Raw genomic sequence first — 15098 nt, forward strand, 5'->3', positions numbered from 1 at the left:
AATGCTCCTGAACAAACAAAGGGCAGTAACCAGAATGGCACAAGAACTAGGGTTGGAGACAATTCCATTGAAAATGCAAAGTGTTGATTAACAGCTTTCTGTGATAGACGTCAATGGTAGTGAAATGCCGATAGGCATTTAGTATCGAGAACCCGTTTGTGCACGCCGTTTACTTCTCTGTCGGAGTGACGAACAAAAAAGCTCCTTCCCTTTGGCCTGTGCTGAGCCTGCCTGCCGCAGGAAGGCGTAGTCGAAGCCACCGGTTTTTGAATATTCCTCAAAACTTACCACCAACAACCTACTTTTGCCTCCCGATAACTATCGGGATGGCTTTTGGCTAAAGAACACTACTCACTGAACACTCTTCAAATAGCTGCCATACTTTCGTAAACCCTCGTTCACCATGGTAATGGCCCCTTTATTTGTCATGGTAGCACCGGATATCCCGTCAATAAAATGCGCAGCGTCAGCGGTTTTTTGCAATGTAAAGGTGTCTTCCTCTAGGTCAATTTTCACGCCCAAGAATTGATCTTCAAATGTTTTTTCAACAAAGGCAGCACCATAACCTTCAGATTCTGCTTTGTGTTCAAAGGCTATCTTTTTTATTTCCAGCGTTTTTTTATCCAAAAGTACTTTTGCCCAGATAGCACCACCAAAACCTACACCCTGAATTGGTAGGACAACCAGATCCGTTTCCTTAACTTCAAATATGGGCAGCGAAGTGGCTTCCCCCCGCGTCTTCAACTTATTATAAAGGTCGCCCGCCCTAGCCATTTCTATTGAAGAAACTTTACCGCTAGTATCTAGCTCTTTAAAAATCATTAGATCCAGAATGTTCGTAGTGTCGGCCATAATGGGCGTTACAAATGACGCAATTTCCTCAATGCTGTCCGGTAATTCGGTGGTGGTTTGAATTTCCTGTTTTACGGGTTCGATTATTGCTTCCGTCTGTTTTGGATTTTCCTTGCAGTTCCACCCCAAGACAACCAGGATCATCAATAGTAGTTTTATTTTTTCCATATCTATTTTTATGTTTTAAACGTTGCAAATTGCCCGAAACGCTATTTTTCCGAAGGTAATACGACGGCGGGTTTACTGAAATGATATTGGTCAGTCACATAAATCAAGATTCAAGACACTATAGTCAGTTCGAGTGAAATACCGATAGGCATTTTGTATCGAGAACTAGTTTTTACGCGCCGTGTACTTCGATTTCGACTCCGCTCAATCTCCGCAAGGATTTCGTCATTGCGAGCCTGCCTGTCGGCAGACAGGGAGTGATAGCGACGAAGCAATCTCAAACCTGCAATAAATAGATTGCCTCGCTACACCCGCCTGACGGCCGGGCAGGCTCGCAATGACGAAAAACAAAAGCTCCTCCCTTCAGACGAAGGGAGGTGGCTTCGCCATAAGCGAAGACGGAGGGTTCTGAAAGCCCTGGCCTAAGAATAACAACATTTGATAAGGTAATGGTTAAAACCCACCCCCTGCCTGCGGCAGGCAGGCTATCCTCCCGCCAAAAGGCGGGGCAGGCTCCTGCCAAGAGGGGAATTGTTCAGGTACTAATATTGTATTTATGTAAGAATTATTCCCCCTCTTTGGGAGGGGGTTAGGGGGAGGACTTTTTACTTTGCTAATTGTTGATTGTTCACTGTTTATTGTTTCAGCCACTGATTACTGCCCACCGCCTACTTCGATTTCGACTCCGCTCAATCTCCGCAAGGATTTCGTCATTGCGAGAAGCGATAGCGACGAAGCAATCTCAAACCTGCAATAAATAGATTGCCTCGCTACACCCGCCTGACGGCCGGGCAGGCTCGCAATGACGAAAAAAATATAGCTCCTTCCCTTGGGCCTGTGCTGAGCCTGCCTGTGTCGGCAGACAGGCGGAGTCGAAGCATAGAGGTGGCTTCGCCACTAGCGAAGACGGAGGGTTCTGAAAGCCCGAACCTTGGGAATATGGACAGAAGACATAGAATAAGTGTATGTTAGGGTTTCAAACTTCCCTCCCGATAACTATCGGGATGCCTTCTGACTAAAGGGTACTGCCCACACAACAATGTTCACAGCAATCTTTTTTCTATTTTCTATTTTCTATTTTCTCACAAAACTCAATCCTCATCAATCCATACTAATTTTCCACTTCCCAATACACAATTGGCCCTTCCCTACATTGAACCTAGTACATTCAACAATTTTTAAATCTTTTTGGCTAAATTACACCCTCAAACCATATTAGTATTTTAGCTCTTGCTCTTTCAGGCAACAGCCACCAAATGATAATGATCAATCACAATAAACCAATAAGAACTAAAGACGTAAACGCATGAAATACATAGTTTGTGAGGAACCTGGAGACTTTCAATTAAAGGAAAAAGAGGCCCCTATACGTAAAAAAGGGGAAGCCCTGTTAAAAGTGAACAAGGTGGGCATCTGCGGTACCGACCTTCACGCCTATACCGGCAACCAGCCCTTTTTCACCTATCCCAGGATCCTTGGCCATGAACTGGCCACTACTGTGCTGGAGATCGACGAGAACGACAAGGGCATAGCTGCAGGGGACAATGTGGTTATCATGCCCTACCTGAGCTGTGGCCATTGTGTTGCCTGTAGAAAAGGGAAGACTAATTGCTGCACCCAGATCCAGGTCCTGGGTATACATACGGACGGCGGTATGCAGGAACAGATCACCGTACCGGTGGATATTTTGTTGCCCGCCAAGCACCTTAGCAACGAACAGATGGCCATTGTGGAACCTTTGGCGATAGCGGCACATTCCATCCGCAGGGCACAGCTGGTCCCTGGAGAAACGATAGTGGTCGTGGGCTGCGGTCCCATAGGCATCGGTATCATGAAACTGGCCCAGATAGAAGGGGCCAAGGTCATAGCCATGGACATGAACCAGGACCGACTACAATATGCCAAGGAAAAGATCGGGGTGGACCATATTGTAAATGTGACCGAAGACCCCGTAAAACAGATTTCGGAGATTACCAATGGCGATATGGCCACTGCCGTATTCGACGCCTCCGGCCACAAGGCAGCCCTCGAACAGGGCCCCATCTATATGTCGCACGGAGGAAGGTACATCTTGGTGGGACTCTCCAAAGGGGAGCTTACCTTTACCCATCCGGCCATACACGCCAAGGAGACCACCATTATTTGCAGCAGGAATGCCACGGTGGCCGATTTTGAACGGGTCATCGAAATCCTGGACCAATTCCCTACCGATTCGTTCATTACCCACAACGTGCATTTCTCGGAGATGAAGGAGAATTTCGACAGCTGGTTAAAACCCGCCACAGGAGTCATGAAGGCCACTGTTGAATTTTAATAAATAGCATCACAATATGTCAAAGAATTTTTTACAGATACATCCCAATGACAATATCCTTGCGGCGCTACAGGATATGAAGAAAGATTATGTGGTGGAGTTTCAGGGAAAATCCTTCCCGCTCAAAAACAATATTACCGCCAAGCACAAATTCGCCCTTCAGGATTTCAAGGTGGGAGACCCCATTTTAATGTACGGCACCTTGATCGGAAAGGCTACCAAGCCCATTGCCAAAGGGGAATCCATTACCATTGACAATGTGGTGCATGCCTCCTCCGATTACAATGTAGGTGAGCAACAATCGCATTGGGTGGCACCGGATATTTCCAAATGGAAGAACAGCACCTTCAACGGTTACCACCGTGCAGACGGCAGTGTAGGGACGGCCAACCATTGGCTGGTGATCCCTATGGTATTCTGTGAAAATAGAAATGTAAACGTACTGCGCACTACCCTACTCAATGCCTTGGGCTATGAGACGGCCCAGGACTATATAATAGATACCGAAGTGCTGGTATCCCAATACAAAAAAGGCGCCAGTACGGAAACCTTAATGGCTGCCCCCATTATTAAAACGGCAGAAGACATTAAACAGAACAGGACCTTCCCCAATGTGGACGGCATTAAGTTCCTGACCCACGACGGGGGCTGCGGCTGTGATCGCGGGGATTCGGACACCCTTTGCAATCTATTGGCAGGATATATTACCAATCCCAATGTTGCCGGGGCTACCATTCTTAGTTTAGGCTGCCAGAACGCCCAAGTAAAAATTTTGGAAGATGCCATTGCCAAACGCGATCCCAACTTTTCCAAACCCCTACACGTTTTGGAGCAACAAAAAAGCAAGAGCGAACGTCATTTTATTGAGGAAGCGGTAAAGAGAACCTTTTTGGGCCTTATTGAAGCCAACAAGGTAGAACGCCGGCCCGCTCCACTAAGCAAATTGGTCTTGGGCCTTGAATGCGGCGGTTCGGACGGATTTTCAGGGATTTCGGCCAATCCGGCCTTGGGATATACTTCCGACCTTATAGTGGCTTTGGGAGGCGCTACCGTGCTTTCTGAATTCCCCGAACTCAATGGTGTGGAACAAGAACTCATCAATCGTTGTGAGGCACCTGAAAATGCAGAAAAGTTTGCCAGTATTATGAGGGCCTATTCCGCTAAGGCGGTTTCCATAGGCTCCGGATTTGAAAACAATCCATCCCCTGGAAATATTAAGGACGGACTCATCACAGACGCTATGAAGTCGGCCGGAGCGGCTAAAAAAGGCGGTACTTCCTTGGTACAGGACGTGTTGGATTACACCGAAAGAGTTACCAAAAATGGGCTAAACCTTTTATGTACTCCCGGAAACGACGTGGAAAGCACCACGGGCTTGGCAGGATCAGGATGTAATGTTATAGCCTTTACTACCGGTTTGGGCACACCTACCGGCAATCCAGTGGCCCCGGTTATAAAACTGTCCAGCAACAACGCCCTCAGTGAGCGCATGAAAGACATTATCGACTTTAACACGGGAACCATTATTACCGGAGAGGATACGATCCAGACCAAAGGGGAGGAACTGTTGGACTATATCATAGAGGTGGCCAGTGGTAACATTGTGCCAGCGGCGGTTAGACTGGAACAGAACGACTTTATCCCCTGGAAAAGAGGTATTTCCCTATAAATGGCCTCTCCGAGGGAGCGCTAAAGAAAATCAAACGAAGAAAACTTTCAACTTTCAACTATATAACATAGTACATTAAACCTTCCATCATGATCATAGATTCCCATCAACATTTCTGGAAATATAACCCAGTAAAACACTCCTGGATAAACGAGCAAATGAGCGTTATCCGTAGGGATTTTTTACCCTCGGACCTAAAACCGGTATTTGCCAAAAACGGCGTTGACGGCTGTGTGGCGGTACAGGCGGACCAGACCTTAGAGGAAACCAACTTCCTTTTGGAACATGCCCATAACAATGCTTTTGTTAAAGGCGTTGTGGGCTGGGTAGATCTAAGAAGTCCAGACGTGGACCAGGCTCTGGAGAAATTCGCCAAGGACAAGCATTTAAAGGGGTACCGACATGTGGTACAGGAAGAAGCAGACCATAATTTTTTATTGAGGCCCGACTTCCTACGGGGCATCTCCAAATTGGAACAATACGGGGCCGTCTATGACATCCTTATTTTTCCACATCAGTTGGGGGCTACTCTGGAGTTGGTGAAAAAATTTCCCAACCAAAAATTCGTCATCGATCATATGGCCAAACCCTATATAAAGGATGGTTTTTATGACGGTTGGGCAGTCATGATGAAGGAAATCGCCAAACATGAAAACGTATACTGCAAAATCTCGGGTATGATCACCGAGGCCGATTTCAACAGTTGGACCCCGGAACAAATACACCCTTATATGCTATTGGTCCTGGAGGCCTTTGGCCCTGAACGCTGCATGTACGGTTCCGATTGGCCCGTGTGTTTGGTTGCAGGATCCTACACCCAAGTAAAAGAGCTCACCACCAATTTCATTTCCAGCCTTAGCACCACGGAGCAATCCGCCATCATGGGGCTGAATGCGGTGGATTTTTATGGACTGGGGTAAGACAGTTGTAAAGTTGAAAGTTATAACGTTATAAAGTCACAAGTTCGTCACTTCATGGAAAAAGACAGAACCTAGACTAAATACTTGTGTTGAAAGTTGCTTAACTCGGTGCTCCTTCCCATAGCTAGGCCTGTCCCGCATTTTAGCGGGAGTGCCTGCCTGCCGAAAGGGAGGCCTGTCCTGCAGGGAGAACAAATCTTGCCTTAAGCACATTATTGGTACCTAACCAATTCCCCTCTTGAGAGAGCCTGTCCTGCTTTTTAGCGGGAGGCTAGCCTGCCTGCCGCAGGCAGGCAGGGGGTGTGTTTTTGACGGGAGCTCATTGTGTGTTTCTAACCTATCCCATTCTCTTGTCACATTCCTTAATCCTGGGCTCTCAATCCCTTCCGTCTCCTCCGCTGCTGGCGGAGAATCCACCTTCCCTTATGCTTCGACTCCGCTCAGCACAGGCCCAAGGGAAGGAGCTAAAACTTTTAATTAAAAGGAACATTTTCAATTCACCACATTTCCAAATTTTCAAATCGTCTCATCTTCAAATCTTCAAACCAACTACCCCATTGTTACATTTATACATTATTTCATTGTTACATTGATTTAAATCAAATTACCACATTTCCAAATTATCAAATCAACTATCCCATTTCCACATTATCTCATTGGTACATTTCCACATTAAACAATTGTTACATTAAACAATTGCTACATTAACCCATTAACCAATTTATCTTTTTTCTTTTTTCTTTACTCTTCACTTTTGCCTTCTGCCTTTTGGCTATTCCGTCATTGTTACATTGATTTATATCAAATTACCACATTTCCAAATCATCAAATCAACTATCCCATTTCCACATTAACTCATTTCCAAATTACCCCATTTATCTTTCTTCTCTTCTCTTTCCTCTTTTTTCTATAGACTTTTGGCTCATGGCTCTTGGCTCTTTTCTCTTTTCTCTTTCCTCTTTCCTCTTTCCTCTTTTTTCTATAGACTCTTCACTCCCGATAACTATCGGGATCGCTATTCCGTCATTGCTACATTACCCCATTGTTCCATTTCCTCATTAATACATTGTTTCATTAACCAATTATCAAATTTCCCCACAACCTTCTTAATTCCAAAAAAAACTATATTTGGTCGTAGCAGACATTTTAAAAGAACACCTATACCCTATGACCCTATTGAAAAATAAATTAAGTATCATCCTGCTAGCGCTGTTCACCGCCTGCGGATCGAAGGAAAATAAAAATGTACCTCAACAGGATTTGTCAATTGGCATCATTGCCGATTGTCAGTACTGCTACTGCGAGTCCTCCCCTAGCCGATTTTATAAAAACTCCCCCCATAAATTAAGGCAAGCCGTTGTCGCACTTAATAAAGAAGAACTGGATTACGCCATTCATCTGGGCGACTTTATCGATCGGGATTTTAGTAGTTTTGATACGGTTCTTCCTATCTGGAACACTTTAAAGACCAAAAAATACCATGTCCTGGGCAATCACGATTTTAGTGTGGCCGACTCCCTAAAATCCAAGGTCATGAACAAAATGAACCTTGCGCAGCGCTACTATAGCTTGGTGGAAAATAACTGGCGATTTATTGTATTGGACGGCAACGACCTCAGCTATCATGGTGCCATTTCTCCAAAAAAAATTGCTCAGACCGACTCCCTCTTCACCCTACTCTCCAAAGCTGAGCTTCCCAATCTTCAGACCTGGAACGGTGGCCTAAGCCATGAGCAGTTGCTATGGGTGGAAAGCGAACTAAAACTGGCCACGGAGAACAACGAAAATGTGGGGTTCTATTGTCATTTCCCGGTACTGGGCGAGGATAAGGTCCACCGGTTATGGAACAGCACCCAGCTGGTTTCCCTGATCGACAAATACCCCAATGTGAAGTTCTATTTTAACGGGCATAACCACAACGGGGATTATATGGAAAGAAACGGAGTACATTACCTCACCTTTAAAGGCATGGTGGAAACCGATAGCACCTCCGCCTTTTCCACCGTAGAATTCAAAAAAGATTCCATTTTTGTCCATGGCCATGGCCGGGAGCAGTCTAGAAGGCTTAAAATTAAATAGAGGTCTTTAGCCATCCCGATAGTTATCGGGAGGCAAAAGCCAGAAGTAGCTTGCTAGTGAACAGTTGCTGAAACAATGAACAGTTAACAATTAGCAATAAACAATTATTAGTAAATAGTGGTCAGTCTTCAGTGAACAGTCTTCAGTGGCGGAAACAATTTAAGGTTCAAAGTTTAATGTTCAAATTTGCCATAACAGTCATTTCGAACGAACGATAGTGAGGAGAAACCGTAGCTTTAGCGAAGGTTCACGAATACCCCTAGAATAAATACGGCATGAGCTAAATCATACAAGTAGCTCTAGCCTAGTATGTGCGACTTCTCGTCGTCCCAAAAGGGGACTCTGTCGAAGTGACTAATAGTCATCTCCTTATCCCCGCCAAAAGGCCGGGCAGGCCTCCCTGCCGTCACTTCGAGTGGTTTTATGGAGTGAAACGAAATAAAATTGTATCGAGAAGTGAACGGCGTGCACCAAACCGGTTCTCGATACAAAATGCCTATCGGCATTTCACTCGAACTGACAATAGAATAAAACCCGTTATTGCGAGCTTGCCAAGCCGTAAGACGGAAGTGGCGCGGAAATCTGCTTCTTACAGTGTACAATCAACAATTAGCAATAAACAGTTTAATGTTCAAGAACTTGTGGCTTCGACTACGCTCAGCCACCGGATGAAATCATGGAGATTGAGAGTAGGAAGAATCTAGACTTTTTTCTCTTGGCTCTTGGCTCTTGGCTTTTGGCACTTGGCTCTTTTTTCTATAGACTCCTCACTTTTGCCCTTTGGCTCTTGGCTCCCGATAACTATCAGGATGGCTATTCCGTCATTGCTTCATTTCCACATTGTTACATTTCCACATTAGTACATTGATTCATTAGTACATTTTCAAATTACCACCACATTGCAACCCAGCCCAAAAATATCCTTTAAGAATAATTAAAATGGATCATATTGATTTAAATGACACAGGTCATTTTGTAACCAATTCGTATAAAATAGATTTGTTATAACAAAGGGTTTTTCACCATATAGCCCACATCCTGGTATATCTACAACTTGGGATATGGAATACAAAAGGTTATTGATTGTATGTGCAACAACAATCAAAAAGTGTTAAAAGACAAATTGTCTTGAGGATTCTATTTCCATATAGCCCCATAATGTGATAGACCGGAACGGTTTTAAGAAAAAAAAGAATACTAATCAAATAGAACATTAAGATGAAAACTGAAGTTAACACAGACAAACTGAATTGGCTTTCGATTTTAGAAAGTACAAAGGCGTTGAAATTGAACCTACTTAGGCCCCTAAAAATAACCTTAAGCCATTGGCTTATGCCATTAACATCTGGACTGGTTATAATTTTGGCCGGTATCTTACCACTAGTTTTTCGCTTTGAAAACTATGGCATATTTTCCATTTTATTGGGGGCCATTATCCTTTTTTCCGGCCTTGCCGAGATTACTTTTGCACTTTCAAGAAGTAAACAGCTAAAAGGATGGGGATGGTTTTTTATAGGTGGTAACATAGACCTACTTTGCGGACTTTTCTTTATCTATTTTCCCGATATGACCCTTTCTATGTTAGCACCGTATGTGGCATTCCGGTTGCTGTTCAAGAGTACAATGGCCATAGGTGTTTTGTCCAAACAACAGTTTCCCTATACCTTTCCATGGTCATCTTTGCTACTTTTCGTAGCGGTTGCCAAAGGGCTGGCCTTATTTATTTTTGTATGGTCCATTTTAGACGGCAATAATAACTGGCAAACCGCTGCATTTTTCTTTGTTATACTAGGTTTTATTAGAATTTTTATGGCCTTGGGCCTTAAAAAAATCCATGATAAAATTCCAAATAATTAAAGGTTCAAAGTCCGTCACTTCGGTAGCCTTCCGTTCCGTCAGGCATGTGATTTTATGAAGCTGAGCGCAATAAAATTGTATCGTGAAGCAGACGGCGTATACCAAACCTGTTCTCGATACAAAATGCCTATCGGCATTTCACTCGAACTGACGATAGAACAAAATCCCTTATTGCGAGCCTACTGATAACTATATACAGTTCACCGCTTACGGAAAAGTGTTTACTTTATACTTTTAACTGCTTGCTGCTAACCTCGGTCATAGTCAATAATTGGGAAATAGATTATAACTCAAATATTTTACCTACCTTTAACGTTAGTAACGCTAAACGGTATGATTATTTCCTTTGGTTCAAAAGAAACCGAACAGATTTGGAATGGAATCCGAGTTAAGAAAATGCCCCTTGAAATTCAGAACATAGGGCGAAGAAAGCTGAGAATGTTGAACAACGCGATGGACATTGCCGATTTGAAAATTCCACCATCTAACAGACTGGAAAAACTTACGGGAAAATTAAGCGAATTTTATAGCATACGGATTAATAAACAATGCCAGATTATTTTTGTTTGGGACAAAGGAAACGCAAGTGAAGTAAAAATAATTGATTATCACTAAAAAAATATAAATGGAAAAGTTAGCAAATGTACATCCTGGAGAAATCTTGTATTACGAATTTCTTGAGCCATTAAATATTACGGCATATCGACTTTCAAAGGATTTAAAAATACCACAGACCCGTATTTCGGAAATCATAAAAGGAAATCGCCGAATTACCGCGGACACGGCTTTGCGATTAAGCAAATACTTTGGAAATTCAGCTAAATTCTGGCTCGGAATCCAAGATGATTATGACATTGAGGAAGAAAAACAATCGAAAGAATCGGAACTGAACCAAATAAAACATTACGCTAATAAAAATGTTGCCTAAAACTTTTGGGATTGCTTCGTCGCTATCGCTCCCCTGCCTACCCGTCAGGCGGGGGTTAGCCTGCCTGCCGCAGGCAGGGGGTGTGTTTCTTCCCAATGTCTAGGCTTTCAAAACCCTCCGTCTTCTCCTGCGTCGAAGCCACCTCCCTTCGTCACAAGGGAGGAGCCCTTGCTGTCGTCAATCCAAGCCTGCCTATCGGCAGGCAGGCTCGCAATGACGAATTCTTCCGAAAATCTAACCCATCAACCCATTGTACATTAAACCATCGGTTCACTTCCAAATCAACCAATCATCAAATTTTCAAATTGATTCATTACCCCATTAGTACATTTTCAAATTAACCTCTCTTTTCTCTTTACTCTTTACTCCCGATAACTATCGGGATGGCTATTCCCCCATTCTCCCATTTTCAAATTACCATATTTCCAAATTATCAAATCAACTATCTCATTTCCGCATTATTCCATTTCTCTTTTCTCTTTTTTCTTTACTCTTCACTTTTGGCTCTTGGCTCTTGCCTCTTGGCTCCCGATAACTATCGGGATGGCTATTCCCTCATTCTCCCATTTTCAAACTTCCACATTTTCAAATTAACTAATCCATTGCTACACTAACACATTGCTTCATTTCCACATTAATTATCCCATCTTCAAATTATCAAATCAACTCATTTTCAAATTAACCTCTCTTTTCTCTTTATTCTTTTCTCTTCGCTCCCGATAACTATCGGGATGGCTATTCCCTCATTTGCCCATTTTCAAACCACCACATTATCAAATTAATTAACCCATTGCTACATTAACACATTGTTACATTTCCACATTAATTAACCCATCTTCAAATTATCAAATCAACTCATTTTCAAATTAACTTCTCTTTTTTCTTTACTCTTTACTTTTGCCTCCCGATAACTATCGGGATGGCTCTTGGCCGCACCCATATAAAAAACAAAACCCCCATCAATTGCTTGATGGGGGTTTGTAATATATAATGGAAGTTTTTATTTCACTTCCTCGAAATCTACATCTTCCACGTTATCGGCTTCTTTGGCCTCTCCGTTGGACGCTGCTGCATCTCCTCCTGCAGGAGCACCTTGCTGTCCTTCCGCCTGGGCTTTGTACATTTCCTCAGAAGCTACTTTCCAAGCCTCATTGATCTTATCCAAAGCTGGAGTGATCAAAGCCAAATCTTTGGCTTCATGGGCCTTTTTAAGTTCTGCCAAGGCATCCTCAATAGGCTTCTTCTTTTCATCCGACAATTTCTCGCCAAATTCTTTCAATTGCTTTTCGGTCTGAAAGATCATTCCATCAGCCTCGTTCAATTTATCTACAGTTTCCTTAGCTACTTTATCCGCTTCTGCATTTGCTTCCGCTTCCGCTTTCATCTTTTTGATCTCTTCCTCTGTCAATCCTGAAGAAGCTTCAATTCTAATGTCCTGCGTTTTGTTGGTAGCCTTATCGGTCGCCGATACTTTTATAATACCGTTGGCATCAATATCAAAGGTAACTTCGATCTGTGGTGTTCCTCTTTGTGCAGGTGGAATACCATCCAAATGGAAACGTCCTATTGTCTTGTTATCTTTTGCCATTGGGCGTTCTCCCTGCAATACATGGATCTCAACAGAAGGCTGATTATCAGCTGCCGTGGAGAATACTTGCGATTTCTTTGTAGGGATAGTCGTGTTGGCCTCTATTAATTTGGTCATTACGCTACCCATAGTTTCAATACCTAGGGACAAAGGCGTAACATCCAATAAAAGAACGTCTTTTACATCTCCTGTCAATACCCCACCTTGTATAGCGGCACCTACTGCAACTACCTCATCAGGGTTAACACCTTTGGAAGGTTTCTTTCCAAAGAACTTCTCAACGGCATCCTGTACCGCAGGAATCCTTGTAGAACCACCAACCAAAATAATTTCGTCAATATCGCTCTTGCTTAATCCAGCTGCTTTTAAGGCAGTGGCACAAGGCTCAATGGTACGTTTTACCAAATCATCGATCAATTGCTCAAATTTAGCTTTGGTCAAAGTACGCACCAAATGCTTAGGTCCTGAAGCCGTAGCAGTAACGTATGGAAGGTTAATTTCGGTCTGCGCTGAAGACGACAACTCAATTTTTGCCTTTTCAGCGGCCTCTCTCAAACGTTGCAATGCCATAGCATCTTTACGTAAGTCTATGCCTTCCTCTTTGTTAAACTCATCGGCCAACCAGTCGATTATCTTTTGATCCACGTCATCACCACCCAAGTGGGTATCCCCATCGGTAGCCAATACTTCAAAAACACCGTCTCCCAATTCCAAGATGGAAACATCATGTGTTCCTCCACCAAAATCGAAAACCACTATTTTCTGATCCGTGTCCTTTTTGTCCATTCCGTAGGCCAAAGAGGCTGCGGTAGGCTCGTTTATAATTCTTTCTACGGTAAGTCCGGCAATTTCACCGGCCTCTTTTGTAGCCTGTCTTTGCGCATCGTTAAAATATGCAGGAACGGTAATTACCGCTCTAGTAACCGTTTGTCCCAAGTAATCCTCGGCAGTTTTCTTCATTTTCTGAAGAATCATGGCCGAAAGTTCCTGTGGAGAATACAAACGTCCATCTATATCTACTCTAGGAGTATCGTTATCTCCTTTAACTACATTATAAGGTACCCTTTCCGCTTCCTTCTTGGATTCGGAGTATTTATTTCCCATAAAACGTTTTATGGAATAAATGGTTTTGGTGGGATTCGTAACTGCCTGTCTTTTGGCAGGATCTCCAACCTTAATTTCGCCACCCTCTACAAAAGCGATGACAGATGGAGTAGTTCTCTTACCTTCTGCGTTTGGGATAACAACTGGCTCGTTACCCTCCATAACGGAAACACAAGAGTTTGTTGTTCCTAAATCTATTCCAATAATTTTACTCATGTTTATATATTTACTGTTTTGAAAATTCTTTTTAGCACTCGCGTCTATTAAGTCAATGATTGTGCCATGACAAAAAATATGACAAGCTGTCAGAACCAACCCTCAAATTGACCAAATATTGCAGGTTTATATGCTTTTTTGGGCATTCCCCCTTGGCCAAAAATATGCCAAGGGGTCGTGCTTTCCATTGCTAGTCCCAAGAGGGGCCCTCCTAAGGCCCCCTCTTGGGAGCTATCCATTGCAATCACTAATGCGGGAAATTCAGTGAACAGTAGTCAGTCGTCAGTGGGCAGTTTTCAGTAAGCAGTGGTTCGTCCGTCACTTCGAGTGATTTTATGTAGCGCAGCGTAATAAAATTGTATCGAGAAGACATCGCAGTATTCAGTAAGCAGTGGTCAGTGGTCAGAGCTCTTTAGTCAAAAGCCACTATTGTCCGGTCGAGCGCAGTCGAGACCTCATTGTTTATTGTGAACAGTTTTCAGTAGACAGTCTATAGGCAAAAGCCATTAGCCATCCCGATAGTTATCGGGAGCCAATAGTAAATCGTAAGTGAACAGTAAACAGTTGACAGCAATCAGCGGTTGAAACAGTGTTCAATAAACAATGTTAACGTCGAATGTTCAAAAGTTGAAAGTCCTCACGGAGATTGAGGTTAGGAAGAATCTAGAGCCTAGACTAAAGTCTTGTGTTGAAAATTGTTTAACTAGAGGCTCCTTCCCTTAGCTGGGCCTGTCCCTCTTTTTAGCGGGGGGACAAGGTGGCTTCAACGTAGGAGAAGACGGAAGGGGTGGCCTGGGTGACAATTTGCTTCTTGCAGTGAACAGTCTCCAGTAGTCAGTGAACAGTTGGCAGTATTCAATCTATAGGCAAAAGCCACTATTGTCCGGTCGAGCGCAGTCGAGACCTCATTGTTAATTGTGAACAGTTTTCAGTAATCAGTCTATAGGCAAAAGCCATTAGCCATCCCGATAGTTATCGGGAGCCAATAGTAAATCGTAAGTGAACAGTAAACAGTTTACAGTAATCAGCGGTTGAAACAGTGTTCAATAAACAATGTTAATGTCGAATGTTCAAAAGTTGAAAGTTGAAAGTCCTCACGGAGATTGAGGTTAGGAAGAATCTCGAGTCTAGATGTTAGAGCCTAGACTAAAGTCTTGTGTTGAAAGTCGTCACTTCGAGTGATTTTATGAAGCTCAGCGTAATAAAATTGTATCGAGAAGTGAACGGCGTGCAAAAACCGGTTCTCGATACAAAATGCCTATCGGCATTTCACTACCATTGACGTCTATCACAGAAAGCTGTTAATCAACACTTTGCATTTTCAATGGAATTGTCTCCAACCCTAGTTCTTGTGCCATTCTGGTTACTGCCCTTTGTTTGTTCAGGAGCATTTTCTCTTGGTA

9 protein-coding genes are annotated in these 15098 nt (G+C 43.3%); 7 read left to right on the forward strand and 2 right to left on the reverse strand.

The window, feature by feature from the left end:
- Positions 1-351: 351 nt before the first annotated feature.
- Positions 352-1020 (reverse strand): FMN-binding protein, encoded by a 669-nt coding sequence (locus tag MWU78_RS21785; RefSeq protein ID WP_247001846.1) that lies wholly within the window; start codon positions 1018-1020, stop codon positions 352-354.
- 1306 nt (positions 1021-2326) lie between these two features.
- Here MWU78_RS21785 and MWU78_RS21790 point away from each other — a divergent pair.
- The 7 genes from MWU78_RS21790 to MWU78_RS21820 all read left to right on the forward strand — a co-directional run bounded on the left by MWU78_RS21790 (position 2327) and on the right by MWU78_RS21820 (position 10787).
- A complete protein-coding gene (locus MWU78_RS21790; RefSeq protein WP_247001848.1) occupies positions 2327-3334 on the forward strand; it encodes a zinc-binding alcohol dehydrogenase family protein in 1008 nt (335 codons plus the stop codon).
- A 16-nt stretch (positions 3335-3350) separates the two neighbouring features.
- Positions 3351-5003, forward strand: coding sequence for an altronate dehydratase family protein (locus MWU78_RS21795; RefSeq protein WP_247001850.1), 1653 nt, complete (start codon positions 3351-3353; stop codon positions 5001-5003).
- An 89-nt stretch (positions 5004-5092) separates the two neighbouring features.
- A complete protein-coding gene (locus MWU78_RS21800) occupies positions 5093-5923 on the forward strand; it encodes an amidohydrolase family protein (protein WP_247001852.1) in 831 nt (276 codons plus the stop codon).
- 1167 nt (positions 5924-7090) lie between these two features.
- The gene (locus MWU78_RS21805; protein ID WP_247001854.1) at positions 7091-8002 is read left to right on the forward strand and encodes a metallophosphoesterase; all 912 of its coding nucleotides are present in this window, start codon (positions 7091-7093) and stop codon (positions 8000-8002) included.
- A 1218-nt stretch (positions 8003-9220) separates the two neighbouring features.
- Entirely contained in the window at positions 9221-9859 is a 639-nt protein-coding gene (locus tag MWU78_RS21810; protein ID WP_247001856.1) for a DUF308 domain-containing protein, read from the forward strand.
- Between the two features lie 333 nt (positions 9860-10192).
- Positions 10193-10474, forward strand: coding sequence for a type II toxin-antitoxin system RelE/ParE family toxin (locus MWU78_RS21815; RefSeq protein WP_247001858.1), 282 nt, complete (start codon positions 10193-10195; stop codon positions 10472-10474).
- Between the two features lie 10 nt (positions 10475-10484).
- The gene (locus tag MWU78_RS21820) at positions 10485-10787 is read left to right on the forward strand and encodes a HigA family addiction module antitoxin (protein ID WP_247001860.1); all 303 of its coding nucleotides are present in this window, start codon (positions 10485-10487) and stop codon (positions 10785-10787) included.
- A gap of 1000 nt (positions 10788-11787) precedes the next feature.
- Here the strand turns inward: MWU78_RS21820 and dnaK are convergent.
- The gene (gene dnaK, locus MWU78_RS21825) at positions 11788-13695 is read right to left on the reverse strand and encodes a molecular chaperone DnaK (RefSeq protein ID WP_247001862.1); all 1908 of its coding nucleotides are present in this window, start codon (positions 13693-13695) and stop codon (positions 11788-11790) included.
- Positions 13696-15098: the final 1403 nt, after the last annotated feature.

Source organism: Arenibacter sp. F26102, assembly GCF_023015865.1.
Lineage (GTDB): Bacteria > Bacteroidota > Bacteroidia > Flavobacteriales > Flavobacteriaceae > Arenibacter.